26 protein-coding genes and 1 riboswitch are annotated in these 26,165 nt (G+C 71.5%); of the genes, 9 read left to right on the forward strand and 17 right to left on the reverse strand.

All coding sequences use genetic code 11. The annotated features are described in order from the left end of the window. Nucleotides 1-132: 132 nt before the first annotated feature. Nucleotides 133-591: an Rrf2 family transcriptional regulator gene (locus I847_RS0109490; RefSeq protein WP_028049505.1), complete on the reverse strand. Its 459-nt coding sequence runs from the start codon at nt 589-591 to the stop codon at nt 133-135. Nucleotides 592-684: 93 nt separating this feature from the next. Between I847_RS0109490 and I847_RS0109495 the strand changes: the two genes are divergently transcribed. From I847_RS0109495 to I847_RS0109515, 5 genes are read left to right on the forward strand one after another with little or no spacing between them, the layout of a single operon-like run. Further along, complete coding sequence (locus tag I847_RS0109495) at nt 685-966, forward strand: metal-sensitive transcriptional regulator (protein WP_028049506.1); 282 nt, start codon at nt 685-687, stop codon at nt 964-966. An 11-nt stretch (nt 967-977) separates the two neighbouring features. Next, nucleotides 978-1,208 (forward strand): heavy-metal-associated domain-containing protein, encoded by a 231-nt coding sequence (locus I847_RS0109500; protein WP_028049507.1) that lies wholly within the window; start codon nt 978-980, stop codon nt 1,206-1,208. A gap of 35 nt (nt 1,209-1,243) precedes the next feature. Next, complete coding sequence (locus I847_RS0109505; protein ID WP_081680757.1) at nt 1,244-3,610, forward strand: heavy metal translocating P-type ATPase; 2,367 nt, start codon at nt 1,244-1,246, stop codon at nt 3,608-3,610. Between the two features lie 58 nt (nt 3,611-3,668). Then, entirely contained in the window at nt 3,669-4,532 is an 864-nt protein-coding gene (locus I847_RS22915) for a CPBP family intramembrane glutamic endopeptidase (RefSeq protein WP_081680711.1), read from the forward strand. Nucleotides 4,533-4,577: 45 nt separating this feature from the next. Beyond that, on the forward strand, nt 4,578-4,865 hold the full coding sequence (locus I847_RS0109515) for a hypothetical protein (protein WP_028049509.1): 288 nt from the start codon (nt 4,578-4,580) through the stop codon (nt 4,863-4,865). 26 nt (nt 4,866-4,891) lie between these two features. On the opposite strand, the gene I847_RS0109520 is transcribed toward I847_RS0109515, so the two are convergent. After that, nucleotides 4,892-5,476, reverse strand: a complete 585-nt coding sequence (locus tag I847_RS0109520) for an HdeD family acid-resistance protein (protein WP_231384160.1) — start codon at nt 5,474-5,476, stop codon at nt 4,892-4,894. A 204-nt stretch (nt 5,477-5,680) separates the two neighbouring features. Between I847_RS0109520 and I847_RS0109525 the strand changes: the two genes are divergently transcribed. Then, nucleotides 5,681-8,290 carry a lysylphosphatidylglycerol synthase transmembrane domain-containing protein gene (locus I847_RS0109525; protein WP_028049511.1) on the forward strand — a complete coding sequence of 870 codons (2,610 nt, stop codon included), beginning with the start codon at nt 5,681-5,683 and terminating at the stop codon, nt 8,288-8,290. Between the two features lie 183 nt (nt 8,291-8,473). Here I847_RS0109525 and I847_RS0109530 read toward each other — a convergent pair whose 3' ends face one another. From I847_RS0109530 to I847_RS0109600, 15 genes are all read right to left on the reverse strand, one after another. Then, the gene (locus I847_RS0109530; RefSeq protein WP_028049512.1) at nt 8,474-8,857 is read right to left on the reverse strand and encodes an SHOCT domain-containing protein; all 384 of its coding nucleotides are present in this window, start codon (nt 8,855-8,857) and stop codon (nt 8,474-8,476) included. A 180-nt stretch (nt 8,858-9,037) separates the two neighbouring features. Next, the gene (locus I847_RS26690) at nt 9,038-9,193 is read right to left on the reverse strand and encodes a hypothetical protein (RefSeq protein ID WP_155856086.1); all 156 of its coding nucleotides are present in this window, start codon (nt 9,191-9,193) and stop codon (nt 9,038-9,040) included. Between the two features lie 16 nt (nt 9,194-9,209). Next, nucleotides 9,210-9,284, reverse strand: a riboswitch (cyclic di-GMP riboswitch). Between the two features lie 809 nt (nt 9,285-10,093). Further along, nucleotides 10,094-10,264 (reverse strand): CsbD family protein, encoded by a 171-nt coding sequence (locus I847_RS22920; RefSeq protein ID WP_034609727.1) that lies wholly within the window; start codon nt 10,262-10,264, stop codon nt 10,094-10,096. 49 nt (nt 10,265-10,313) lie between these two features. Further along, nucleotides 10,314-10,748 carry an SRPBCC domain-containing protein gene (locus I847_RS0109545; RefSeq protein ID WP_028049513.1) on the reverse strand — a complete coding sequence of 145 codons (435 nt, stop codon included), beginning with the start codon at nt 10,746-10,748 and terminating at the stop codon, nt 10,314-10,316. Nucleotides 10,749-10,791: 43 nt separating this feature from the next. Next, a complete protein-coding gene (locus I847_RS0109550) occupies nt 10,792-11,385 on the reverse strand; it encodes a DinB family protein (RefSeq protein WP_028049514.1) in 594 nt (197 codons plus the stop codon). Between the two features lie 48 nt (nt 11,386-11,433). After that, on the reverse strand, nt 11,434-12,006 hold the full coding sequence (locus tag I847_RS0109555) for a 1-acyl-sn-glycerol-3-phosphate acyltransferase (RefSeq protein ID WP_028049515.1): 573 nt from the start codon (nt 12,004-12,006) through the stop codon (nt 11,434-11,436). A gap of 7 nt (nt 12,007-12,013) precedes the next feature. Beyond that, a complete protein-coding gene (locus I847_RS0109560; RefSeq protein WP_028049516.1) occupies nt 12,014-13,168 on the reverse strand; it encodes an NAD(P)/FAD-dependent oxidoreductase in 1,155 nt (384 codons plus the stop codon). Continuing rightward, nucleotides 13,165-14,199, reverse strand: a complete 1,035-nt coding sequence (locus I847_RS0109565; RefSeq protein WP_028049517.1) for a semialdehyde dehydrogenase — start codon at nt 14,197-14,199, stop codon at nt 13,165-13,167. The genes I847_RS0109560 and I847_RS0109565 overlap by 4 nt, the downstream gene beginning before the upstream one ends. 376 nt (nt 14,200-14,575) lie before the next feature. Continuing rightward, on the reverse strand, nt 14,576-14,974 hold the full coding sequence (locus I847_RS0109570; protein WP_028049518.1) for a hypothetical protein: 399 nt from the start codon (nt 14,972-14,974) through the stop codon (nt 14,576-14,578). Between the two features lie 238 nt (nt 14,975-15,212). Further along, on the reverse strand, nt 15,213-16,073 hold the full coding sequence (locus I847_RS0109575) for an NAD(P)-dependent oxidoreductase (protein WP_028049519.1): 861 nt from the start codon (nt 16,071-16,073) through the stop codon (nt 15,213-15,215). Nucleotides 16,074-16,083: 10 nt separating this feature from the next. Continuing rightward, complete coding sequence (locus tag I847_RS0109580) at nt 16,084-16,650, reverse strand: sugar O-acetyltransferase (protein ID WP_028049520.1); 567 nt, start codon at nt 16,648-16,650, stop codon at nt 16,084-16,086. Between the two features lie 13 nt (nt 16,651-16,663). Beyond that, nucleotides 16,664-19,186 carry a polynucleotide kinase-phosphatase gene (locus tag I847_RS0109585; protein ID WP_028049521.1) on the reverse strand — a complete coding sequence of 841 codons (2,523 nt, stop codon included), beginning with the start codon at nt 19,184-19,186 and terminating at the stop codon, nt 16,664-16,666. Beyond that, nucleotides 19,183-20,568 (reverse strand): 3' terminal RNA ribose 2'-O-methyltransferase Hen1, encoded by a 1,386-nt coding sequence (locus I847_RS0109590; protein ID WP_028049522.1) that lies wholly within the window; start codon nt 20,566-20,568, stop codon nt 19,183-19,185. Before I847_RS0109590 ends, I847_RS0109585 begins: the two co-directional genes overlap by 4 nt. 29 nt (nt 20,569-20,597) lie before the next feature. Beyond that, the gene (locus I847_RS0109595; RefSeq protein ID WP_081680713.1) at nt 20,598-22,592 is read right to left on the reverse strand and encodes a penicillin-binding transpeptidase domain-containing protein; all 1,995 of its coding nucleotides are present in this window, start codon (nt 22,590-22,592) and stop codon (nt 20,598-20,600) included. Nucleotides 22,593-22,693: 101 nt separating this feature from the next. Continuing rightward, a complete protein-coding gene (locus I847_RS0109600) occupies nt 22,694-23,611 on the reverse strand; it encodes an SDR family oxidoreductase (protein ID WP_028049524.1) in 918 nt (305 codons plus the stop codon). Nucleotides 23,612-23,685: 74 nt separating this feature from the next. Here I847_RS0109600 and I847_RS0109605 point away from each other — a divergent pair, with 74 nt between their 5' ends. The 3 genes from I847_RS0109605 to I847_RS0109615 all read left to right on the forward strand — a co-directional run bounded on the left by I847_RS0109605 (nt 23,686) and on the right by I847_RS0109615 (nt 26,165). Then, on the forward strand, nt 23,686-24,525 hold the full coding sequence (locus I847_RS0109605) for an aldo/keto reductase (RefSeq protein ID WP_028049525.1): 840 nt from the start codon (nt 23,686-23,688) through the stop codon (nt 24,523-24,525). Nucleotides 24,526-24,624: 99 nt separating this feature from the next. Then, complete coding sequence (locus I847_RS0109610) at nt 24,625-24,966, forward strand: YciI family protein (protein WP_028049526.1); 342 nt, start codon at nt 24,625-24,627, stop codon at nt 24,964-24,966. Continuing rightward, on the forward strand, nt 24,963-26,165 hold the full coding sequence (locus tag I847_RS0109615) for an RNA polymerase sigma factor (protein ID WP_028049527.1): 1,203 nt from the start codon (nt 24,963-24,965) through the stop codon (nt 26,163-26,165). Before I847_RS0109610 ends, I847_RS0109615 begins: the two co-directional genes overlap by 4 nt.

The following is a 26,165-nucleotide window of genomic DNA, read 5'->3' on the forward strand; positions in this document are numbered from 1 at the left end:
CTCGTGCCGCACGTGCCGCTAGGTCGGCACGTCCGGGCGGCGCGGGCGCGGGCGCGGGTGTGCGTGCGCGAGCGCGGGCGCGCGTGCGGGCGCACCGTGGGGTCGCCGACGAGAGGGTGCTCTGCGCGACGGCTACGGGTTGACCCAGGCGTCGTGCCGGGCGGCGAGGTCGCGGACGCTCGGCGGGAGGTCCCCGGCGACCAGACCTGCGAGGGTCACGCGGTCCAGGACGTCGCGGACGCTGACGCGCAGCGCGACCCAGACGTCGAGCAGCGCCTCGGCCGACCCTGCGTACTCGAGCGCGGTCGGGCGCTCGTCGCGGACGGTGACCAGGGGACCGTCGACCGCGCGGATGATGTCCGCGAGCGTGATCTCCTCTGCGGGCCGCGCCAGCCGGTAGCCGCCCGAGCGGCCGCGCACCGAGACCACCACGTCGCCGCGGCGCAGGTCGCCGAGGATCCGCTCCAGGAACGCCACCGGAAGCTGCTGCCCGACCGCCAGGTCGTCCGCCCGGACCGGGTCCCCGTGCGGGGACGCCGCCAGCTCGGCGCACGCGCGCACTGCATAGTCCGCCTTCGCCGATACCCGCATGCCGTCGATTGTGCCGCTTCCCGGCGTCTGGAATACCCCCTAGGGGTATGGTCGTTGCAGACGACGAGCAACCTTCACCCTCTGGAGACCCCGATGCACGGTTACACCGACGCCAAGGACGACTACCTCAAGCGGCTGCGACGGGTCGAGGGGCAGGTCCGCGGCATCGCCCGGATGGTGGACGAGGACGTGTACTGCATCGACGTCCTCACCCAGATCGCGGCGGTGACCAAGGCCCTGCAGGCCGTCTCGATCGGCCTCGTCGAGGACCACCTCTCGCACTGCGTCGTCGACGCCGCCCGGAAGTCCCCCGAGGAGGGAGCGGCCAAGGTCCGCGAAGCCTCGGACGCCATCGCACGTCTCGTCCGTTCATAAGGAGCAGCACGATGTCCATCACCACGTTCGGCGTCGACGGCATGACCTGCGCGCACTGCGTCTCCGCGGTCACCTCCGAGCTGTCCGCGCTGCCCGGCGTCCACGACGTCGTCATCCAGCTGGCGGTCGGCGGCTCGTCGACCGTCTCGGTCACCTCCGAGACGCCCCTGTCCGAGACGGACGTGAACGACGCCGTCGTCGAGGCGGGCTACGCGGTGACGCCCCGGCGGTCCTTGCTGTGACGACGGAGCGCACCGTCGACCTCGCGATCGAGGGCATGACCTGCGCGTCCTGCGTCGCGCGCGTCGAGAAGAAGCTCAACCGCCTGCCCGGGGTCGCGGCCACCGTCAACCTCCCGCTGGAGTCGGCGCACGTCCGCATCGACCTTTCCGACGAGGACGCCGGCACTCCTGACGCCGACGCGCTCGTCGCCGCCGTGCGGTCCGCGGGCTACGACGCGACCGTCACCCGGACGACAGCACCGGCGGGCCCGCGCACCTCCGGCGGCCTCGACGCGCACCCCGCTCCCGGGCCCCACGACCACCACATGGACGCGTACGAGCACGCACTGTCGGGGCACTCGATGGCCGCCGGTCAGGAGATGACCGCCGACGAGGACACCTCCGCGCCGACGGATGCGCGCGGCACCGACCTGCGCCGACGCCTCCGGGTGGCCACCGTCCTGACCGTCCCTGTGCTCCTGCTCTCGATGATCCCGGCGTGGCAGTTCACCGGCTGGCAGTGGGTGGTCGCGGCGCTCGCCCTGCCCGTCGCCACCTGGGCGGCGTGGCCGTTCCACCGGGCTGCCGCACGCGCGGCACGGCACGCGGCCTCGACGATGGACACGCTCGTGTCGATCGGCATCGTCGCGGCGACCGGGTGGTCGCTCTGGGCGCTGGTCTTCGGCGGTGCCGGCGAGCTCGGCATGACGATGACGCCCACGCTCTGGCCGGGCGACGCCCACGCCACCACCGAGCTCTACTTCGAGGTCGCGGCCGTCGTCACCACCTTCCTGCTGGCCGGCCGGTACGCGGAGCACCGCTCACGGCGGCGGGCCGGCGACGCGCTGCGTGCGCTGCTCGACCTCGGCGCCCAGGACGTCGCGCTGCTGGTCGACGGCGTCGAGCGCCGCGTCCCGATCGCGCAGCTCACGCAGGGCAGCGAGTTCAGGGTGCGCCCCGGCGAGAAGGTCGCCACCGACGGCGTGGTCGTCAGCGGCACGTCCGCGGTCGACACCAGCCTGCTCACCGGCGAACCCGTGCCCGTCGACGTGGGCCCCGGCGACGAGGTGACCGGCGCGACGCTCAACACGTCGGGCGCGCTCGTGGTCCGGGCGACCCGCGTGGGTGAGGAGACCCGGCTCGCGCAGATCGGCCGGCTGGTCGCCGCGGCGCAGACCGGCAAGGCACCCGTCCAGCGGCTGGCCGACCGCATCTCCGCCGTGTTCGTGCCGGTCGTCCTCGTCCTCGCGGTCGCCACGGCGGGACTCTGGCTGGTGAGCGGGGCGGGGGCGCAGACCGCGTTCACCGCGGCGGTCGCCGTGCTGATCATCGCCTGCCCGTGCGCGCTCGGGCTCGCCACCCCGACAGCGATCCTGGTCGGGACCGGCCGCGGCGCGCAGCTCGGCATCCTCATCAAGGGCCCGGAGGTCCTCGAGCAGACCCGCAGCGTCGACGCCGTGGTCCTCGACAAGACGGGCACCGTCACCCAGGGGCGGATGGCGCTGGTCGAGGTGCTCGGCGACCGCGACGTGCTCCGCTACGCATCCGCCGTCGAGCAGCTGGCCGAGCACCCGATCGGGCGCGCGATCGCCGGGGCGGTGGAGAGCCGGACGGGCGACGTCGGCGGGGACGGCGTCGTCATCGGCTCCGACCAGGTGCACGACTTCCATGCCGAGGCGGGGCACGGGGTGTCGGGGGTGGTCCGCGTCGCGCACTCCGGCGTCGGGCTGGGTCGGCGCGTCCTCGTCGGCAAGCCGGCGTGGCTCTCCCGGCACGGGGTTCAGACGAAGGACTGGCTGCAGCCGTTCGAGGCCGCGCAGGCCGGCGGAGCGACCGCGGTCATGGTCGCCTGGGACGGCAGCGCGCGCGGCGTGCTCGTGCTGCGCGACCCGGTCAAGCCGACGTCCGCACAGGCGATCGACGAACTCCGCGCGCTCGGGCTGCGGCCCGTCCTGCTCACGGGAGACAGCCGCGGCGCCGCGCTCGAGGCCGCCCGTGTGGTCGGCATCCCGGAGGACGACGTCTTTGCCGAGGTCCTCCCCGCGGACAAGGTCGAGGTCGTCACGCGTCTCCAGCGCGACGGCACTCGCGTCGCGATGGTCGGCGACGGCGTCAACGACGCCGCCGCCCTGGCCACCGCCGACCTCGGACTGGCGATGGGCACCGGCACGGACGTGGCGATCGAGGCCGCGGACGTGACGCTGGTGCGCGGAGACCTGCGCGCGGCCGGTGACGCTATCCGGCTGTCCCGACGGACCCTGCGCGTGATCAAGCAGAACCTGTTCTGGGCGTTCGGCTACAACGTCGCGGCGATCCCGCTGGCGGCGGCGGGACTGCTGAACCCGATGATCGCCGGCGCGGCCATGGCGTTCTCGTCGGTGCTCGTGGTCGGCAACTCCCTGCGGCTGCGCTCGTTCCGTTGAGCGCCACCGTTCAGCGGGCGTCCAGCGCACGCCCAGGGATCGGCCCTACCCTTCCACCATGACAGCGCCGTCGACGCCGCCCGTGGGGCTGCCGCCCGAGGACGACCGGGCCGCATTTCGCGACGCCCCCGGCACGCTCGTCGCCCCGCCGCCGGTCAGCGACAAGGCCTACCGCCGGCGCCTCACCACCGAGATCTGGATCGTCCTCGGGCTGTCGCTGGGCCGGTCCGGGCTGTACGCGGTGGTCAACATCATCGACCGGCTCACCGCCGGGCCACCGCTCGGCTCGCAGTCGACGACGCTCAACCCCAGCCGCTCGGCGCGCCCGTGGCTCGACCTGACCTACCAGCTGCTGCAGATCGGCTTCGCGCTCATCCCGGTCTTCCTCGCGCTGTACCTGCTGTCGGCCAACGGTCGCTCCGCGGTCCGTCGCATCGGGCTGACCTTCACGCGGCCGCTGCGCGACCTGGGCGTCGGCGTCGCGCTCGCCGCCTGCATCGGCATCCCGGGCCTCGGCCTGTACGTCGGCGCGCGGGCGTTGGGGCTCGCGGTCGACGTCCAGGCCTCCGGTCTGAGCGACCACTGGTGGACCGTCCCGGTCCTGCTCTTCGCGGCGCTCCAGAACGCGCTGCTGGAGGAGGTCATCGTGGTGGGCTACCTCATGGAGCGGCTGCGCGAGCTGCGCTGGAAGGTCCCGATGATCATCGCCGCGAGCGCCCTGCTGCGCGGCTCGTACCACCTCTACCAGGGCTGGGGCGGCTTCGTCGGCAACGCGATCATGGGTGTGCTGTTCGCGTTCTACTACACCCGCAGCCGACGGGTCATGCCGCTGGTCGTGGCGCACACGATCATGGACATGGTCGTGTTCGTCGGCTACTCGTTGATCCCCGCCGCCTGGCTGGCGGCCCTGCACTTCAGCTAGCCCGTGTCTCCCGTCGTTGCGAGGCCTCGTGGGGAGGGTTGTCCGGTGACCAGCGGGTACTTCCAGCGTGTGCGGTGGTTGCACGACGTCGACGAGGATCCCGTCGTGCTGTGGGCGCAGGTCGTCGATGGTTGCGAGGTGCGGAAGGTCGACGAGTTCGCCGATGGGCGCCTGGTGTGGGCCGATGGTGAGCGCGAGTCAGGTAGTACACGGTTGAGCCAGGTGCCGTTGCCGACGCTCGAGGAGATCGCCAGCGATCGGCAGTTCGTGGTCGAGGTCGTCGAAGCGTCCGTGTTCGAGCAGGTCTGGGCGCGCGCCCACGCCGGTTCGTGATCTCGTGACGCGCGGGCCGGCCCGAGCTACGCCTCGATGATCTTCGCGGACGCCGCGAGATCCTTGGCGGCGCTCTTCGCAGCGAAACCGCCGACCACCAGCAGCACACCCGCGACGAACGCGAACAGACCGAGGATCACCACGACGACCTTGACCGACGTCTGCGGGTGCGTGATGAGCAGCAGACCGATGAGGAACGAGACCAGACCCGACGTCAGCAGCCACATCCACACGGCGTCCTTGGCCCGGTAGCGGACCACCGCACCGATGATCTGCAGGATGCCGACCAGCAGGACCCAGATGGCGATCAGCCAGAAGATGAAGGTCGCCGTCCCGCTGGTCCGGAACACGGCCACGAGTCCGAACGCCAGACTGATGAACCCGGTCAGGAACCACCAGCCCGCGCCTGCCTCCTTGCGGTTCGTGAACGCCTCGAACAGCGCGATGAGGCCGTCGAGGATGGCGAAGATCCCGAAGATCCAGATGACGGCGGTGACGGACCACAACGGGTTGGCGAGCATGATCCCGCCGAGGATGAGCAGGAACACGCCGCGGGTCACGGGTACCCACCAGATCCGCTGGACGACGGCGGCAGTTTCGGCGGCGGACATGTCGGACATCGTGGCCTCCAGTCGGAGCGACGACGCCCTCGCGCCGGCTCGTCCGCCACGCTAGTGGAACGTTCCCGACAAATCTCGCATCCGGGCCCGGCGCGATCGCAGGTCCGAGCGCCCGCCGCCGTGTGTGCCGCACCACGCCCGGACTCGGGCCGCAACGGCCGGGCGATCGAGGCCCGGCTGCCTAGACTCGCCCCTATGTCCGCGACGCCGTCCGCACGTCGCGCGGCGGCCAAGGACCCCGCCGTCGCGGAGTCCGTCGCGGGCGCCGCGGGCTCCGTCGCGGGTGCCGACGACGCGCCGGCGGTCCTCGCCGACGAGACGGTCGACGGTCTGGTGGCGGACGAACGCCCGGCCAGCCGGATCGAGATCGTCGACATCCCGAGCGCGCGCGTGCACCACCCGAGCGACCTGCTCGGCATGATCCTGTCCGCGCTGGCCGTCGTGCTGGTCATGGCGATGGCCACCTACGCGCACAACACCACGACCGGTGTGGCCGAGGACGTCCAGGGGTTCGCGACCCTGCTGTCCCAGATCCTGTTCGTGCCGGTGCAGGTGCTCGAGGGCTTCGTGACCCTGGTCGTGCCGCTGGCCGTGATCACGGAGCTCGCGTTCCGACGGCTCGGGCGGCAGCTGCTCGAAGGTCTGCTCGCAGCGCTCGTCGCCGTGCTGCTCAACGAGATCGTGCGCTACGGCGTGGAGCACCTGGCCACCGACGCGCTCGCGGTCGGTCTGTCGATCCGCGAGGCCGGCGAGTGGGTCGTGACGCTCCCCGGCTACGTCGCGATGCTCGTCGGGCTGCTGACCGTCGTCGGTCCCCGCTCTCGTCGGCGGACCGTGAAGTGGTCGTGGAACCTGCTGTGGGTCGCGACGGGCGTGCTGCTGATCACCGCGGGCGTCTCGCTGCCCGGCCTCCTGGTCTCGTTCTTCCTCGGGCGCGTGGCCGGTCTGGGTGTGCGGTACCTGTCGGGGGTCCAGTCCGAGCGGGCCTACGGCGAGAGCCTGGTCTCGGGCGTCCGGCGTGCGGGGTTCGAACCGGCCCGCATCGTGCGCGTCGCCGATCCGACCACCGACGCCGAGGCTGCCGACTCCAAGGTGCCGGTCCCGGACCTCGGCACCGATCCCGCTGCACGCGCCCTGACCCGCTCCACCCGCGACCGCGTGTACGCCCTCACCACGGACTCGGGCGACGACCTCGACCTCGTGGTCATCGACGGCGACCGCCAGGTGGTCGGCATGCTCACCCGACTGTGGCGGACGCTGCGGATGCGGGGCATCGAGGGCCGCTCGGTGGTCTCGCTGCGACAGGCGGCGGAGCGTGCGGCGCTCCTCGCCTACGCCGCTCGTGCCGCCGGGGTGCGCACCCCCAAGCTGTTGAGCCTGGCCGAGGCTGAGGACTCGATGCTGCTGGTCCAGGAGCAGCCCGGGCGTGCCGTGCCGCTGGGGTCGTTGGAGCCGGAAAGGTTCACCGACGACCTGCTGGCGGAGATCTGGGCCCAGCTGCGCCTCGCGCACGAGGCAGGGATCGCGCACCGCGCGCTGACCAGCGACGTCATCCTCGTCGAGGACGTCGTCGGCCGACCGGTCGTGTGGATCACCAGCTGGGAGCTGGGGGACGTCGCGTCCTCGGAGCTGGCACGGCGCATGGACGTCACCCAGCTCGTCGCGCTCCTGGCGCTGCGGGTCGGGGCGGCGCGGGCGGTCGGCTCAGCGGCGGACGTGCTCCCTGACCAGGACATCGGCGCCATCGGACCACTCCTGCAGACGATCTCGCTGCCGCGCCTGACCCGCGACGAGATGCGCGCCCACAAGGAGGTGCTGACCGAGCTGCGGTCGGCGCTCGTCGCGCGGCTGCCCGAGGCTGACGTCGAGCCCCAGCAGCTGATCCGGTTCGGCGCCCGCTCGGTGCTGACCGTCGTCGTGCCCATCGTCGCGCTGCTGTTCGTCATCACGACCATCAACATCGACGAGATCTCGCACGCCCTGTCCAAGAGCGACTGGCGCTGGACCGCGCTGGCCTTCGCCCTGGGCATGCTCACGCTCGTGGGTGCCGCGCTGGCGTTCGTGGCGTTCTCGCCGGTCAAGCTCCAGCTCTGGCGGACCATCCTGGTGCAGACCGCCGCCGCCTTCGTCGCGCTCGCGGCGCCGGCAGGCCTCGGTCCCGCTGCGCTCAACCTGCGGATGCTCACCAAGCGCGGCGTCTCGGCCACCCTGTCCGCCGCGACGGTCGCACTCGTGCAGGTCAGCCAGCTGATCGTGACCCTCGGGCTGGTGGTCGTCCTCACGCTCGCGTCGGGCAACAACGAGTCGCCGCTCCCGATCTCGCCGGCCGTGCTCATCGTCGTCGGCATCGTCGCCGCACTCGTCGCGGCGTCCCTGCTGATCCCGCGCGTCCGCCAGTGGGTGCTCGCCAAGACCCTGCCCACGCTGCGCCAGACCTGGCCCCGGCTCATCGAGGTGGTGGGCCAGCCGTGGCGCCTGATCCTTGCCCTCGCCGGCAACCTGCTCATGACGCTCGGGTTCATCTTCGCGTTCTACGCCTCGATGGAGGCCTTCGGGCAGCACGCGACGCTCATCCAGGTCGCGCTGGTCTACCTCCTGGGGAACACGACCGGAGCACTCGTCCCGACGCCCGGCGGGGTGGGCACCATCGAGTTCGCTCTTGCCGCGTACCTTGCCAGCGTGACGGGCATCAACGCCGGTGTCGCCACCTCGATCGCGATCGTCTTCCGCGTCGTGACGTACTGGCTGCGCATCCCGATCGGCTGGGTGGCCATGCAGTACCTGCAGAAGCGCGGCGAGCTCTGAGCCCACCGGCCGGGCGTCGTCACCGCTACCGCGACCGGAATCGTCCGTGGCTCCCGGACCAGACCGCTTCCGGACAGACCGCTTCCGGACAGACCGCCTCCGGACAGACTGCCTCCGGACAGACGTCCGGGCCGGTACGCGATGTGCGTACCGGCCCGGAGGTCACTGCTCTACTGCTGAGGGTCAGGCGAGGGCCTTGGCCTTCAGCGCCTCGAACTCGGCCTGCGAGATCGTGCCCGAGTCGAGAAGCGCCTTGGCTTCGGTGATGTGGTCTGCCGGAGACTTCCCGGACCCTGCGACTGTCCTGATGTACGAGTCCGTGTTGGCCTGCGCCGCCTGGACCGCCTTCAGCTGGCGCTCCGCCATCCCATTGCCCCGGGCGATGATGTAGATCAGCGCGACGAGGAACGGGATGAAGATCAGGCCGATGATCCAGACCGCCTTCCACCACCCGCTGAGGGCGTGGTCGCGGAAGAGGTCACCGATGATCTGGAACAGGATCATCAGGTAGACGACGAACAGGAACCACCAGATCAGCAGCCAGAACCACTGTGAAAAGTTGCTCATGCGACCCTCTCTTCACCTGGGCCTGCTCTGAACGGCCGACCCACTGCGCTGAGGCTAAACCACAAAGCACTCAATCTGTACAGGTCCCCCCCAAAGGGTCATCCGATGTTTGCTCCGGACGCGACAAGACCCCCGGTCAACGGTGACCGGGGGTCTTGACGACTGCGAGCGGGAAGGCGCTCAGGCAGCGGCGTGATCGCGCTGCGCTGGGATCAGCTCGATCGCCTTGCCACGCGCCGCGAGTCCTGCCCACGCCTGGAGGCGGGTGACGGGGAAGACGTTGGTGACGGGGATCGATGCCTCGGACGGGTCAACTGAGTACCCACGCTGGTCCATGTTGCAGTCCTGACTGTTCGGTAGCCCGGCTGACCGTGTAGGTCCCGTGGCTTTGCGTCCCCTCCTTGCAGAGGGTTTGCCGTTTCGCTGACAAGTCCGACATTAGACGACAGGTGTCCGGGACGGAAGTGATCGGACCCGCTCAACTTCGGACACGACCCCTTTTCACCCGGATGGCGGTATCAGACGGCACCTGGAGGGCGCGTTTCGGTCTCACCCGGTGCAATCCGGACGGTCGACCATCTCAAGTGGCGGATCCATGCCCTGTGAGAGTGAACACCTCGGCACCCTCGTTCCCACGCAGCTCGAGCCGCCCGGCTGGCGTAGCCATGCGGGCTGACCAGCCAAAACGCGCCCGCGCTTGGCAAGACCTCGCCAGCCGGCCGTCCAGCGCCCTCCCCTAACGTGTGAAGCCGTCCGACTGTGACGTGCCCCACAGCGAGTGGTCGCCGGGGGCATGGATTCCGCGTGATAGCGCAACCGGAACGCGGAGCGGGGCGGGTGTTTGCGCGCAAAGTAGGCGGATGTCCATGTTTCGCGGAGTTCGATCGTGTTCGTTTGCGCCCAGGCTCGCGGGCCGGTGTCCGCCGAGCCCTCAACCGCCCTCGCGAGGGCGCCTTTCCGCTTACTGACCGCTCAGTAAGTGTTTTCGTGGCGATTTCAGCCGGGTTGGTGTCCGGCGCAACGGGGCGGCGCCGACGCTGATCCGGACAGATCGACCACCTTCGCCGGACCCGGGATGAGCGTTTCTGTGTGGTTGCCGTGCCGGACCCGTCAGGCGAGCTCGGAGCGTCGTGGAGTCACCACCAGCCGGGCTCGCCGAGCGCCAAAGACCGCACAAGCAAGGCCCCCGCCTCTCGGTCATCGAGAGACGGGGGCCGGGGTGCGTGGACAGGCGCGCTACTTGAACGCGTCCTTGACCTTCTCGCCCGCCTGCTTGAGGTCGGCACCGGCCTGGTCGGCCTTGCCCTCCGCCTCGAGCCGTTCGTCGTCGGTCACCTTGCCGGTGGCCTCCTTGACCTTGCCCTTGGCGTCCTGTGCGGTGTTCGAGATCTTGTCGTCGAGACCCATGAGAAACACTCCTTTCGGGTTGGCAACGTCTTCGACGCTACGTCCGTCCTCACGGATGCGCATCCGGAGCAACCGAGGCGGCCAGCGCGTCGAGCACCTGCCGCCAGAGCCCCTCGGCGTGCTCGACCTCGTCGGTCGAACCGTTGCCGTCCTGCTCCAGGGTGACCGTGGTCGACCCGTCGGACTCCTCGAGCATGAACGTCAGGTGGTGGTAGCTCTCCGGCACGTCGGGCTGTCCGGACAGCGGCGAGTAGTGGGTGTAGCGCAGGAGTCGCGGGCGGTCGACCTCGACGATCTCGCCGTGGTCCTGGAACGGTGTGCCCTCCCACTCGCCGTCGAACGTGATCGGGTCGCCGACGACGTACGTGCTGCTCACACGCGATCCGACCATCCACCGCGCGGACGGGTCCACCAGCACCGACCACACCTCGTCGGCCGAGGCCGGCACCTCGACGACGGCACGTGCCACCAGGTTCCCAGCCATGCGACGAACCTCCGATCCTCAGCCGGTCAGCACGATGTCGGAGTCAGCCACGGAAACCCGCTCGGTGCAGGTCCGTGAGCGTGAAGATCTCCGAGCCGTGGTGGATGATCTCGCGGTTGACGTGCAGGACGAGCTGCGCGAAGGGTGCGGCCGCGTCGATGCTCGTGGCCTGGCTCAGCCCGACGGTGAAGATCTCGGCGTCCGGCAGCTCCGCGATCCCCGACCGCCACGCGTCCGCGACACGCGTCAACGCCGTGACCGCCGGGCCGACCTCGCCGGAGTAGCTGAGGTCCGGTCGCCTCAGACGGTGCCCGCCGAAGGTCCAGTCGTACCGTTCGGTCAGGACCTCGGTCAGGTGCGCCACGAGCCACGCGACCGTGCGCGGTCCCGGCGAGTCCGGCCCCTCGGGCCACTCGACCACCCAGTCGCCGACCCCGAACGTGCGGGCCGCGACGGACTCGGAACGCCGGCGCACGGAGAGTGCGCCCGGTACGGGCTCCCAGACGAACTCGTCCTGCGTCACGGAGACCAACCGCCGCCTGAGCTCCATCCAGGAGAACTCCAGCTGGCTGCGCAGGGCCGCACGCGGGGTGGGGATCTCGGTCAGGGACCAGTCGAACTCGTCGGTGGATGCCACCCGAGCGACGCTAGCGAAGGGCACCGACAGGCACGAGGCAGCCAGTGGTCACACCGACTCCTCCCGCAGCCGCGGCTCGGTCCGGCGGGAGGGCTTGAGACCGGACTTGTCGGCGTAGAACGCGCGGATGACGTCCATGTCGGCCGGGATGTCGCCGGTCAGCTCGATCGTCGGGCCGAGTCCGGTGGTCATCGTCGTGCGGTCGACGTAGCCGAGCGTCACCGGCAGGCCGGTGGCGCGCGCGATCCGGTAGAACCCCGACTTCCAGCCGTCACCGCTGCGGGTTCCCTCGGGCGTCACGACGAGGTAGAACCGGTCGCCGTCCTTGATCCGCGCGATGAGCTCGTCGACGAGACCGGCGGGGTTGGCTCGGTCGACGGGGATGCCGCCCAGGCCTCGCATGACCGGCCCGGCGACGCCGCGGAAGAGGCTGTTCTTGCCGAGCCAGCGGAAGCGCATCCCGCCCTCACCGGCGATCGCGAGCATCAGGACGAAGTCCCAGTTGGACGTGTGCGGCGCACCGATGAGCAGGCCCGCGCCGTCCGTCGGAACCCGTTCGGTCTTCAGGGTCCACCGGCTCACGCGCCAGAATCCCCGGGCCAGGGCGTGTCGAACCGTCATCGTCTGCTCACCCAGGAACGGTAGCCGACACCTTCTGCGGGGCACGGAGCCGGGCGCTCGACACGAGCGCACCCGGGACGCGCACGGCCCGGGACCTCGACGGCATGAACCGGACGAAGAACCCGATCCGCATCAGCCACGCCGCCCACCCGGTGATCGGCAGCCCGTAGAGGTCGGCGATCCCGTGGCCGACGCCGAACGACGCCGCCTGCCCGAGCCCGAGGTAGCGGAAACGACCGCCCGACCGTCCACGCAGGGCGCGGACCACGTTCCTCCCGATCTGGTCGCCCGCCTTGATCGCCCACAGCGCGTTCGCGGTGACGGGCTCTCCCGACCGTGGGTGCAGCACCCGCGCCGCGTCGCCGGCCGACCACACGTCCGGTGAGACCTGCAGGTCCGGCGCGGTGATCAGCCGCCCGACCTCGTCGCGCGGCAGGTCGTCGAGACCCGGCAACGGGACCGCTCGCTGACCGGTGGTGGCGAGGACGACGCGGGCGTCGAGCCGTGCTCCGTCCGAGAGGAGGACGCCGTCCGCGGAGACGTCGACCGCTCGGACACCGGTGCGGACCACCACGCCGAGCCGGTCGAGCTCACGCTCGCAGCGGTCCGCGAGCCTCGGCTGGCCCGCGCGCAGCGCCGGAACCACCCGGTCGCCGGAGTGCACGAGCGTCACAGGTGCCCCGCGCCGCACGAACGCAGCCGCGAGCTCGACGCCCGCGAGGCCACCGCCGATGACGACGACCGGACCCTCGGAACCACTCCCGACGAGGGCCCGGAGGTCGCCGGGCGAGCGCAGGGTCGACGCATCCCCGAGGCCGTCGACGGGTTCCCGGGCTCCCGTGCCGACGACGAGCGCGTCGTAGGTGAGGACCGACCCGTCCCCGTAGGTCACGCGACGGTCGTCGAGCGACACGTCGGTCACCCGCGCGTGGACGACCCGCGCCCTCGGCATCGCCTCGGCGAGCGGCGTCTGGGCCAGGTCGATGGGCAGCAGACCGGCGACGACCTCGCCCGTGAACCCGTGGAAGTTGTGCACGGTGTCGGCACTGATCACCACGATCTCGACCTCGCCCCGACGCAGCTCACCGCGTAGCCGCCGCGCGATCGCCCCGTACGCGTGCAGGGAGACGTAGCCTCCGCCGAGCAGCACGACGCGCCTCATGAGACGACCACCGACAGCTCCGCGAGCGGGCGTCCGAAGCTCGTCGGAGGGGCTGCTGCGAAGCCGAGGTGCGCGAACCGTCGTGCGAGCTCGCGCACGTGGTCCACCTGGTCGAGCGTCGGGACGCCGATCGAGAAGTGGCCACGGTGGCCGGCAAGCCCGAGCAGGAAGGTCTCGGCGAAGCACGCGTAGCCGCGACGAGGAGGCAGCCCGATCGCGGAGCCGCGCAGCCGCATCGTCGGGATCTCGACGACGCCGCCGTCGACCACCGTGACGTCCGGGCGTCGCGTCACGAGGTCCGGGTCGGTGTTGCGCGGCTGGGTGGCGTCGAGCACGAGCGCCCCGGGAGCGAGATGCTCCGGGCCGAGCAGGGCGTCGCTCGACGCGGTCAGGAGCACCACGGCGTCGGCCTCGCGGACGTCGCCGATGTCCGTCGAGATCGTCGTCGGCACCCGGCCCCCGACCTCCCGCTGCAACGCGGCGAGCTTCGGTGCACCGCGCGCGACGAGCGTCAGCGAGTCCACCGACGCTTCACGGGCGAGCAGCCGGACCAGGGTGGTGCCGACGCTGCCGGTGGCGCCGACGACCGCGACCCGGCGCCGATCGCCCAGCATCGCCATGAGCTGGTCCTCGACGATCGCCGCGGTGTACGCGTTGCCGTTCGTGACGCCGACGTCGGTCCGACCGCGCAACGACACGCCTCCGGCGGTCACGGTCGCGGTCAGTGCGCCGAGGCCCACCACACCGGCGCCGATCGACGCCGCGTAGTCGACGCACCGCGTGACGCGGGCCTTGCCCTCGCCCGGTTCGCTCAGCAGGTGGCGCGCGCCGTACGGCACGAAGACCACGTCGCCGGCCACCCGATCGCCCAGCACGACCCGGGACATCGAGAACGGCTTCAAGGGGAGCTTGCGCACCGCGGCGTCCGCGAGCGGTTCGGGAAGGTGGCGGAGCGGACCCCAGACCAGCCCGAGATCCTCGGCGATCCTGACGCGCGGGTGGATGAGGAACGCGAACGGTGTGGCGCTCATGGGCTGGCTCCCGTCGGACCACGCGCGGGAGCAGGCCCGCGTCGTTGGTGGAGGGTGCACGACCCGTGCGGCCGCACGAGAACTATGGGTCCGGACGAGCGTGTCCGAATACGCCGCCGTGGGTGAATTGGGCGCCTGACCAGCCGGAGCGCGACCCGGGACGCGACGCGGCGGACCGGCAGGGAGGCCACTGCGACCCGGTTCGCCTACGGATCCGCGATGGTCGTCGCGTACCCGGTGCACCGCTCTCGGTGCACCGGGTACGGGGGCGGGCCGTCCCCACGGGCTCGTGGGCGGACGACACACCGCGACGTCTCGCCGGGATCGCGTCTGTCAGATCAGGGACGACGAACCCGTCGCGAGGTAGAACAGCCGTTTAGGCGATGCATTTGTCCAGCGCGGACGACACTTTGCCGCCCGAGGCAGCGATGCTCAAGAGCTTCCACTCCCAGGTGAAGACCACAGCCATCCCCTTGACAAGGCCGTAATAGCACTGGAGGGAGCTGTACTTCGGCACCTTCGCGACCGTGCCGTAGCCGGTGAGCTGGGTGACGTGGATCAGCGTGCCATTGATGTACGTGCGCAGGGCGGAGCCCTTGCACGTGCTCAGCGCGTCGCCCGGCTTCAGGAAGTAGTGCGCGCCGGCAGACGAGATGCACTCGTACTGGTAGTTCCCCGCGGCCTCCGCCTGGGCAGCGGTCGGAGCTCCGACCGAGAACAGAGCGGCTGCCATGATTGCCGCAATGAGGACGGTGAGCCGTTTAATGCGTCGCATGAAACATTCCCTTTCATTTTGGGCTCGCGTATCGCGAAGAGAAATGCACGTCGCGGCAGACGTTACCCGCTTGCGGCGGCCCAGATGCGACATAGGGGTCGTGCGCCACTTTCGGGTGACATATCGCGCTAAATGGGACATGCCTGCGTCGCATGTGCTAAGCGTCCGGACCTCCATCCGCGGAAGCCCGAACGGGGCGTTCACGGCCCGACGTCGACAACGTCCTGGCCGAGCGCCCCTAGCCGGCGTGGTTGCGCCAGGTGTGGCTCGGGTCGAAGCCCAGCAGGCTGCGCGCCTTGTCGATCGACAGGAGCGTCTCCGTGCCGCTGACCGGCCGTGTGAGCGGGACGTCGGGGAAGTAGCGCGCCAGCAGGTCCGCCGACGGCGTCGTCATGACGGTGTCCGGGGACGCGACGATGAACGCCTCGGCACCGGTGAGGTCGCTCTCCAGCGCCCTCTGGACCGCGAGGGCGCCGTCGCGCGCGTCGATGTAGCCCCAGAGGTTCCAGATCCGCCGCCGCGGGTCCTGCTCGAACGACGGGAACTCGGCGTAGTCCTCGACCTCCATCACGTTGGAGAAGCGGAGGCCGATCAGCTTGGCGGTCGGGTCCCAGCGCGCGAAGTGCCGGGCCATCTCCTCCTCGACCGCCTTGCCCAGCGAGTAGGTGCTCTCCGGGCGGACCGTGTACTCCTCGTCGACGGGCGCGTACGGCGGGGGCGTCTCGAAGGGCAGGCCGAGGACCGTCTCGCTCGACGCCCAGACCACGTTGCGGATGCCCGCCCTTCTCGCTGCGCTGAACACGTGGTGCGTGCTCAGCACGTTGTTCGCGAACGTCGCGCCGCTCGGCCGCAGGCCCGGCGCGGGGATCGCCGCGAGGTGCACGACCGCGTCGACCCCGTCGTACCGGTCGTCGATCCCGGTCAGCGCCTCGGTCACCTGACCGAGGTCAGTCAGGTCGACGCGCGTGAACCGTGCGGGCTGACCGGGGGGCGGCGGTGCGGTGTCGACGTTGACCACGTCGTACCCGTGTTCGGCGAGGTGCGTGACCACCGCTCGCCCGAGCTTGCCGCTGCCGCCCGTGACCACCACTCGACTCATGGGGACGACGCTAGACGTCCTTGACCACCCGTGCGGGGTTGCCCACGGCGACGACGTCCGCCGGCAGGTCCTTGGTCACCACGGAGCCCGCACCGACGACCGTGTTGTCACCGATGGTCACTCCGGGGCAGACGATCACGCCGCCGCCGAGCCAGACGTTGTTGCCGATCGTGATCGGCTTGGCACTCTCGAGCTTGGCGCTGCGCGCCTCGGGATCGATCGGGTGCACCGGCGTGAGCAGCTGGACGTTCGGGCCCAGCAGCACGTCGTCGCCGATGCGAATCGGGGCCACGTCGAGCGCCACCAGACCGAAGTTCACGAACGTGCGCGCTCCGATGTGGAGGTGCACGCCGTAGTCGACGTACAGCGGCGGGCGGATGGTCGTGTCGTGGCCGAGGGTTCCCAGCAGCGACCGGAGCTCCACCTGGGCGGCGTCGGGGTCGACGCGGAACGCGTCCGCGTACCGGTGGGCGCGTTCCTGGGCCTCGTTCGTCATGGTGACCAGGTCAGGGGTCGCCTCGTACCAGTCGCCGGCGACCATGCGCTCGTACTGGGACCTCGTGTCGTCGTCGCTCACGGGTACGACGCTCTCACAGTCGCGGGTCCACAGGTTCGCTCTCCAGCGCGAGCACCGCGAAGACCGGTTCGTGCACGCGCCACAGCGGCTCCCCCGTGGCGAGGCGGTCGAGCGCCTCCAGGCCCAGCGCGTACTCGCGCAGCGCCAGCCCTCGCTTTCGGCCGAGCGAGCGCACCTTGAGCCGGTCGAGGTGACGCGTGTAGTCGGGGCCGTAGATGATCCGCAGGTACTCCCGACCGCGCACCTTCAGGCCGGGCTGCACCAGCCCGCGGCGCCCGTGCACCAGGTTGGCGAACGGCTTCACGACCATCCCCTCGCCGCCCGCAGCCGTCAGCTCCTCCCACCAGGCGACGCCCTCCGCTGGATCCGCGGCGTCCACCTCCAGCCGTCGGGTCGTGCGCAGGAGGCTCGGTTCTGCGGCCACGAGCCGGTCTGCCACGGAGAGGTGCCACCCGTGATCGCGTTCGTTCCACGTGGAACCTTCGCTCGCCAGGACCTGGAAAGGGGCGAGCTGGACGCCGTCGAGCCCGTCCGTCGGCCAGACGTAGCGACGGTAGGCCGCTCGGTACAGGTCGGCGTCGTCGCGACGAGCCCGCGTCCGCTCGTCGAGAGGGCCGACGTCCAGACCGCGCGCGGCCGCCCGCGCGAGCGCGTCGACGGCCACCGGAAGCATCGCGCCCGCGGCCGCGCCCGTCGCCGCGTACTGCTCGCGCAGCAGCGGACCCGCCTTCAGCGACCAGGGCAGCAGCTCGCCGTCCAGGACCAACCAGTCGGTGCCCAGCTCGTCCCAGAGGCCCGCGGCGGTCACGGCGTGGCGCAGGCGCTCGAGAAAGACCTCGGTGAGCGGACGGTCGAAGAACGCGCGCCCCGTCCGCGTCCACAAGGACCCCGTCTCCCCGGGCGGCGCCCCGAACCGTCGGGCAGCCGTGTCGTCGTCGCGACACACGAGCACCGACGCCCGGGAGCCCATGTGCTTCTCCTCGCAGATCACGTGCGAGGCCCCGGACGCGAGGAACGCCGAGAACGCTTCCGCCGGGTGCTCGAGGATCCCGGGCAGCGGCGAGGTCGCCACCGGCGCCATGGTCGGCGGGAGGTAGGGCACCCAGCGCGGGTGCTGCGCGAACCGGCTCATCACCTCGAGCGCGGCGGCGGCGTTCTGCTCGTCGATCGTGATGCGCCCGTGGTGCTTCGTCTCGACGGAACGCCTCCCCTGGACGTCCTGGATGTCGAGGACGTCGTCCGGACGGGTCGGGGCGGCCTGGAACGGCTTGGCCGGCTCGTACCAGACCTGCTCGGCCGGGACCTGAACGAGCTCCTTGGACGGGTAGCGCAGCGCCGTGAGGTGCCCCCCGAACACGCAACCCGTGTCCAGACACATCGTCTTGTTCGTCCACTGCGGCACCGGGGTCGGCGTGTGCCCGTAGAGGACCATCGCCGAGCCGCGGTAGTCGTCGGCCCACGGCAGCCGGACCGGCAGCCCGTACTCGTCGGTCTCGCCCGTGGTGTCGCCGTACAGCGCGAAGCTGCGCACGCGTCCCGACGTGCGCCCGTGGTACGCCTCCTTCAGGCCGGCGTGCGCGACGACGAGGCGGCCCTCGTCGAGCACGAGATGGCTGACGAGGCCGTCGAGCCACTCACGGACCGCGATGCTGAACGACGGGTCCTGGGCGGAGAGCTGCGCCAGCGTCGTCTCGAGCCCGTGGCTGACCGTCACCGCGCGACCGTCGAGGGCGCGCACGAGCTTGTTCTCGTGGTTGCCCGGGACGACGAGCGCGTGCCCGGCGGCGTGCATCCCCATCGCCAGGCGCAGCACGCCCGGCGAGTCAGGTCCGCGGTCCACGAGGTCGCCGAGGAACACGACGGTCCGCCCGTCCGGGTGCACGGCGTCGACCGGCCTCCCCTCGGGATCGCGGAGCACCGCGTAGCCCAGCAGGCCCAGCAGCGACTCCAGCTCCGACCGGCAGCCGTGCACGTCGCCGACCACGTCGAACGGACCCGTCATCGAGCGCAGGTCGCTGCGCAGCGGGACGCGGCTGATCACCGCCGCCTCGACCTCCTCCGGCGTGCGCAGCACGTGCACGTGGCGGAAGCCCTCGCGCTGCAGACCGCGCACGGCCCGGTGCACCAGGTCGGCCTGCCGCTTGACCACCCGCGCCGGAACCCCCCGCTCTCCGCGGCCGGTGTTGCGCTCCAGGCACACGGCCTCGGGCAGGTCGAGCACGATCGCGACCGGTAGGACGTCGCTCGCGCGGGCAAGGTCGATCACGTGCTTGCGGGAGTCGCGCTGGGCGTTCGTCGCGTCCACCACCGTCAGCCGCCCGCGGGCCAGCCGCTTCCCGACGATGGCACCGAGCACGTCGAACGCGTCGGCCGTGGCGTCCTGGTCGGTCTCGTCGTCGGAGACCATGCCGCGGCAGACGTCGCTCGACACGACCTCGTACGCGCCGAACCGTTCGCGCGCGAACGTCGACTTTCCCGACCCGGACGCCCCGACGAGGGCGACCAGTGACAGCTCGGGGATCTCCAGGGTGCTCATGCGGCATCACGCGCCGTGAACACGACCAGCTGCGTCGGCGGTCCGACCTCGTCGTCGACCGGACCGATCGCGGCCACCCGGAACGTGTAGCCGTACGCCGCCTGCACACGAGCCGCCCAGTCGGCCAGCTCCGCACGGGTCCACTCGAACCGGTGGTCGGTGTGCCGCAGGCCCCCGGCGTGCAGGTGCGGATAGCGCACGTTGTGCTCCGCGTTCGGCGTGGTCACGACGACGGTCCGCGGCCTGGCCTCACCGAACACCGACCGCTCGAGCGCGGGCAGCCTGTCCAGGTCGACGTGCTCGATCACCTCCATCAGCACCACCGCGTCGGCCCCGGCGAGGCGCTCGTCACGGTAGGTGGCCGACGACTGGAAGAGGCTCAGCCGGGCGCGCACCGAGTCAGGCATCCGGTCGAGCCCCGCGGCGGCCTTCTTGAGCTCCCGCACCGAGACGTCCACACCGACCACGCGCGTGAACGTCGGGTCGGCGAGCAGCGCCCGCACGAGCGCACCCTCTCCGCAGCCGAGATCGACGACCGAGCGCGCTCCGCTGGTCCGTAGGGCATCGAGCACCGCGTCGCGACGATCCACCGCGAGCGGCCGCGCGACTGCCTCGTCCTTCGCAGCCTCCGGGTCCGGGTCGGCGGTCTCCTCGACCGTCAGCCCGTCGAGCACGGTGAGCCGTTCGACCGCGTCGGCGACGTACTCCCGCCGGTGCGCCAGCGTCCGACGCAGGATCCAGTCCCGCTCGGGATGCCCACCGAGCCAGTCCCCGGCCGCCCGGACCAGCTTGTCGACCTCGTCGGGACCCACGAAGTAGTGCTTGCCGCCGTCGAGCGCGGGCAGCAGGACGTACAGGTGCCGCAACGCCTCCGCGACCGTGAGGGACCCGGTCAGCCGGACGTCGCCGTAGGGTGCCGGCCCCCACGACGGCACCTCCGGGTCGAGGGCCGGGACGTCGACGTCGACCGACCACCCGAGCGGCCCGAACAGCCGCGCCACCATGGACGGTTCCGGCATCGCCGGGACGCGGACCTCGAGCGGCATCGTGACGCCCTCCAGGTCCGGCCGGTTGACGCAGGTCCCCGTCATCGCCGTGCGGAACACCCGCCCGAGCGCCACCGCGAGCAGCGAGCTGGCCGCGTAGGGGCGGTCGTTCACGTAGTCGGTCAGCGCCTCGCCCGACCGACGTCCGCGCACGAGGTCGATCGGGTCGACCTCCACCAGCAGCGCGACCGTGCACCGCTGCGGCGACGCCTCCGGGTAGAAGACGTGCGCCTGCCCGACGGACAGGTCGAACGTCTGCGCGCGGTCGGGATGCTTGTGCAGCAGGAACCCCAGGTCGGTCGCATCCGGAGCCGTCGAGGTCAGGGTGAGGAGCACCCCGTCATTGTGTCGGGCGGCGCCAGCAATTACCCCTGCGGTTGCGCCGCCTCCAGGAACGCCTTCAGCAGCGGACCCGCAGTCGTCGAGCCGTACTCGCCCTCGTCGACGAACACCGCGACGGCCAGGTCACCCTGGGTCGCGATCATCCACACGTGGTTCTTGAGGTTGCCGGCATCGCCGAACTGCGCCGTGCCGGTCTTCGCAGCGACGTCGCCGCCGGGCACATCCTGCAGGAACGGCGCGCCGCCCTCGGTCACCACGCTGCGCATGAGCGACTGGAGGGTCGCCGCCTCGTCGGCGGTCAGCGGCACGGCGGGTCGCCCCGTCGGGGTCGCTGTCGCCGTCTCCGTCTCGCTGGGTTCGGGCGCCGCCGCACCGTCGGCGGGCACGACGAGGTGCGGCACCACGGTCGACCCCTTGGCCACCGACGCGGCGACCGTCGCCATCCCGAGCGGGGAGGCGAGCACCCGGCCCTGACCGATCATCGAGGCCGCGTGGTCGGTCCCGTCCGAGTCACCGGGCACGGCACCGAGGAAGGCGGGGAACCCGAGCGACGCGTCGGGGTCGAGCCCGAGCGAGCCGGCCGCGTCGATGAGGGCGTCCTGCGTCGCCGAGTCCCGGGCCGAGATGAACGCCGTGTTGCACGAGTTGGCGAACGCGGTCCGCAGCGGCACGGTGCCGAGCTTGTCGGCGGGATATCCCGGGAAGTTCTGGAACGCTCGACCGTCCACCGTCACCGTCTCGGGACAGGTGACGGGCGAGTCGGGTGTCAACCCGGACCGCAGCAGCGCGAGCGCGCTCGCCACCTTGAACGTCGATCCCGGAGCGAACTGGCCGAGCGTGGCGGTCGACAGGTTCTTGCCGCCGGCGCCGCTGGCCGCCGCGAGCACCTCGCCGGTCGAGGGTCGGATGGCGACGATGGCACTGGCGGGCTGGACGCCCTCGATGGGCACCACGCCGGTCAGCACGTTCTCCGCGGCCTGCTGGAGGTTGAGGTCGAGCGTCGTCTGCAGCGGTGTACCAGGCACCGGCTCCTGCTTGTACAGCTCGCGCACCGCGGCACCGTCCGGCGACGACGCGTCGATGGTCAGGCCGGGGAACCCGCGCAGCTGCGCGTCGTACTGCCGCTCGAGACCGGACAGGCCCGTGAGGTCACCGGCCGCGATGGCGCCGTCGGACCGGTCGATGATCTCCGCGGTCGCGTCGCCGACCGTCCCCAGGATCGGGCGCGCGAACGAGCGGGTCGGTGCGAGCGGGATGGTGTCGGGGACGATGTTGACGCCGGCGATCTCGCCCAGCTCGCCGAGGTCGTACCCCGGGTCCCCGTCGCGCACCACGATCGCCTCGACGAAGGCCTTCGCCCCGGCGGCGGCGACCTTCGCCGCATAGGCGGCTGGATCCATCTCGAGCCGGGTCGCGAGCGCCTGCGCCGAGGCGGCCTGCGCCGCAGGATCGGTCAGGTGGGTCTTGTCGATGCCGATGCGGTTCACGGGCCGCGGCTGCACGATCGGCGTGCCTCCTGCGCCGAGCACCTCGGCCCGTGGGGCCGTCGTCCGCTTGACGTGGAGCTCCTCGGCTGGACTGAGGTCGGGGGCGAGAAGCGTCGGAGACCAGGAGGCCCGCCAGAGGTCGTCGTCGCCCCGGGTCAGCCTCGCGTGCGTCTCGTAGGTCCAGTCCTGGTCGCTGGCGTCCACGTCCCACGTGAACCGCAGGACCGCCGTGGCGGCGTCCTTGTCCTTCGCGTCGACCGTGCTGGACGCGACCGCGACGGTCGGCTTCCACGGGTCGAGACCCTTGTACGCGGCGGCCCACTGGGATGCGGCCGTGCTCGCGTCCGCGGGCGCCAAGGGCGCCGAGGTGAACTTCCCCGACGACAGCGCGGCCGCCAGCGCCTTGCTCGCCGCCTCCGGGCCCGGCGGATCCGCCGAGCACGCCGCCAGCCCGAGCGTCAGCCCGACGGCCGCAGCCAACGCCCCCGCGGCGCCTCGCAACGCCCTGCTTCGTTCCCCTGCGAACGTCATCCGACCCTCATGTTCGTCGTGCGCGCGCGTTTCCGGCGCAGCGCGGGCACAGCCTCGCAGACCAGGCGCCTGCGAGTGAGGCAATTCCGCCGATCGGACGATCAGGACGGGAGCGTGGTCTCCGTCAGCTCCTGCGCCACGCCCCAGAGGCGGGCGGCGGTCTCGTCGTCGCGCATCCGGCGGTTCAGCCGCGCAGGTCCCGCCGGGCCGACGAGCGCGAGGGGGCCCGTCGGCCCGTAGTACCCGCCCTGGGCGGCCTGCAGGCTGGTCGCTCCGACCAGCATCGGCTCGGCTCCCTGCGGGGGCAGCTGGGACGGAACCAGCGGCAGCGTCGCGATCCACGCCGTGTGCACCCCTTCGCGCCCGAGGGAGGCTCCCGCGGTCTGCAGGTTGGTCCGCGTGTAGCCCGGGTGTGCGGCGTTGCTCATCAGGGGCCAGCCACGGCGGTCGGACACGTGCGCCAGGTGCCGAGCGAGCAGCAGGTCGGCCAGCTTGGACTGCGCGTACGACCGCGACGGGCTGTACCGGCGCCGGGTCCACTGCAGGTCGTCGAACCGGATGCGCCCGACGTTCGCCATGCCGCTGCTCATCGTCGTGACGCGCGGGGCCGGCGCCGCCAGCAGGAGCGGCAGCAGGCGGTTGGTGAGCGCGAGGGGGCCCAGGAAATTGGTGCCCAGCTGCAGCTCGAAGCCGTCGTCGGTCTCCAGGCGGACCGGAGGCGTCATGACGCCGGCGTTGTTGAGCAGGACATCAAGGTGGGGCAGGTCACGCGCGAGCCCGTCGGCGAACGTGGCGACCGACGCCAGCGACGCGAGGTCGAGCAGCCGGACCTCGGCGCGGGCGTCGGGGTGGGCGCCCCGGATCTCCGCGAGCGCATGCTCCCCCTTCGCCGCGTCGCGCACGGCGAGCACCACGTGGGCGCCCGCGGCGGCCAGGCGTTCGGCGGCCTCCCGGCCGGTTCCGCTGTTCGCTCCGGTGACGACGACGGCGCGGCCTGTCAGGTCCGGAACGGTGTACATGGGGGCACGGTATGCCCCGCGGCTCGGGTGGTCACCCAGAGGCACGCGACGCCCATCGGCGGTGTGATGGATGCATGAGCACCGTTCCGCACCTCACCCTGAACAACGGCGTCGAGATCCCGCAGCTCGGCTTCGGCGTCTTCCAGATCCCGCCCGAGGACACCAAGGACGCGGTGCTCCAGGCGTTCGACGTGGGCTACCGGCACATCGACACGGCGCAGAGCTACCGCAACGAGGACGGCGTCGGCGAGGCGCTGCGGGAGTCCGGTCTGGCCCGCGAAGACGTGTTCGTCACGACCAAGCTGAACAACGGTGCCCACGCTCCGGAGGCGGCCGTGGAGGCGTTCGAGCGGTCGCTGGAACGGCTCGACACCGACTACGTCGACCTGTTCCTCATCCACTGGCCGCTGGCGATGCTGAGCGACTTCGTCGACACCTGGAAGGCCCTCGAGGACATCTACGGCTCGGGACGGGCCAAGGCGATCGGCGTCTCGAACTTCCAGCTCCCCCACCTGCGGCGGCTGCTGGTGGAGACGACGATCCTTCCGGCCGTCAACCAGATCGAGGTGCACCCGTACCTGACGCAGCGCGAGCTGGCGGCCTTCGGGCGCGAGCACGGCATCGTCATCGAGGCCTGGTCGCCGATCGGCCAGGGCACGGTGCTCGACGACCCCACGCTCCAGCGGATCGCCCGCGACCACGACCGGTCGGTCGCCCAGGTCACGCTGCGCTGGCACGTGCAGCGCGGCCACGTCGTCTTCCCGAAGTCGGTGACACGCTCGCGGGTCGAGGAGAACTTCGCCCTCTTCGACTTCGAGCTGTCCGACGAGGACCTGGCGGACATCGACGCGCTGAACCGGGACGAGCGCACCGGCCCGGACCCCGACACGTTCGACAGGGTTCCGCCGGCGTGATCCCGTCTGCCTGAGGACGCTGTCGATCCGGACGGCCTCCGTCCGTACAGAGGGTGAGACGCTGGCCGACGGTCGGCGACACACATCGAGGAGGACGCCATGACCCGCTACCTGCTGAGCGTGATCGAGCCCGACGGCCCGATGCCCGCTCCCGAGTTCCTGGAACCGATCATGAAGGCGGTCGGTGTCGTCGACGACGCCATGCACGACGCCGGCGTCTGGGTCTTCTCGGGTGGCCTGCACAACCCGAGCACCGCGACCGTCCTGCGCGCGAACGACGGGCAGGTGCTCACCACCGACGGCCCGTACGTCGAGGGCAAGGAGCACCTCGGGGGCTTCACCGTCATCGACGTGCCCGACCTCGACGAGGCGATGTCCTGGGGCGGCCAGCTGGCTCAGGCCACGACGCTCCCGATCGAGGTCCGGCCGTTCCGGGAATGACGATCTCCGACGACGACATCGCGGCCGTGTTCCGCACGGAGCACGGCCGCGCCGTCGCGGTGCTGACCCGGGCGTTCGGGTCGCTGGACGTGGCCGAGGAGGCCGTCCAGGACGCGTTCGTCGCGGCGGTCCGGCACTGGCCGAGCGAAGGGCTGCCCCCGAGCCCCGCCGGCTGGATCCTCACGACCGCCCGGCGCAAGGCGCTCGACCGGCTGCGGCGGGAGGCATCGCGCCACGACCGGCACGCCCAGGCCGCGTTGCTGTTCGCCCAGGAGCACGTGGAGGTGGGACCGGTGCGCGACGACCAGCTCCGGCTCGTGTTCACGTGCTGCCACCCCGCGCTCTCGCCCGAGGCGCAGGTGGCGCTGACGCTGCGGATGGTGGGCGGGCTGACGACCGAACAGATCGCGCACGCCTTCCTGGTGCCGGTCTCGACGATGCAGCAGCGGCTGGTGCGGGCCAAGGGCAAGATCCGCGACGCGCACATCCCCTACCGCGTGCCGTCGGACGCGGACCTGCCTGACCGGCTGCGCGCCGTGCTCGTGGTGGTCTACCTGGTGTTCACGGAGGGCCACCAGGCGTCCAGCGGGCCGTCGGTGGTGCGTGACGACCTCTGCACGGACGCCATCCGGCTCGGTCGGCTCCTCGTCGAGCTCATGCCCGACGAGCCCGAGGCGGCCGGCCTGCTGGCCCTGATGCTCCTGGTCGACGCGCGCCGGGCTGCCCGCCCCACGCTCGTCCTGCTCGCCGACCAGGACCGGTCGTTGTGGGACCGCGCGATGATCGACGAGGGGCTCGCCCTGCTCCGAGAGTCCCTGCGCCGCAACCAGCCCGGGCCGTACCAGCTGCAGGCGGCGATCCAGGCCGTGCACACGTCGGCTGAGTCCACCTCGGACACCCCGTGGTGGCAGGTCGTCGCGCTCTACGACCAGCTGCTGACGATCGCGCCGAGCCCAGTCGTCGAGCTGAACCGGGCGGTCGCGGTCGCGGAGGTCGAGGGACCGGCCGCGGGGCTCCGCCTCGTCGACGACCTGCCGCTGCAGTCGTTCGCGCTCTTCCACGCGGTACGCGCCGACTTCCTGCGCCGGCTGTCCCGCCGGGCCGAGGCCGCCGACGCCTACGCCCGGGCGGCCGCGCTCACCGGGAACGCCGCCGAACGCACGTTCCTCGACTCCCGTCGCGCCGCCGTCCTCACCTGA

Source organism: Cellulomonas sp. URHD0024, from assembly GCF_000426185.1.
In the GTDB taxonomy this organism is placed as follows: domain Bacteria; phylum Actinomycetota; class Actinomycetes; order Actinomycetales; family Cellulomonadaceae; genus Cellulomonas.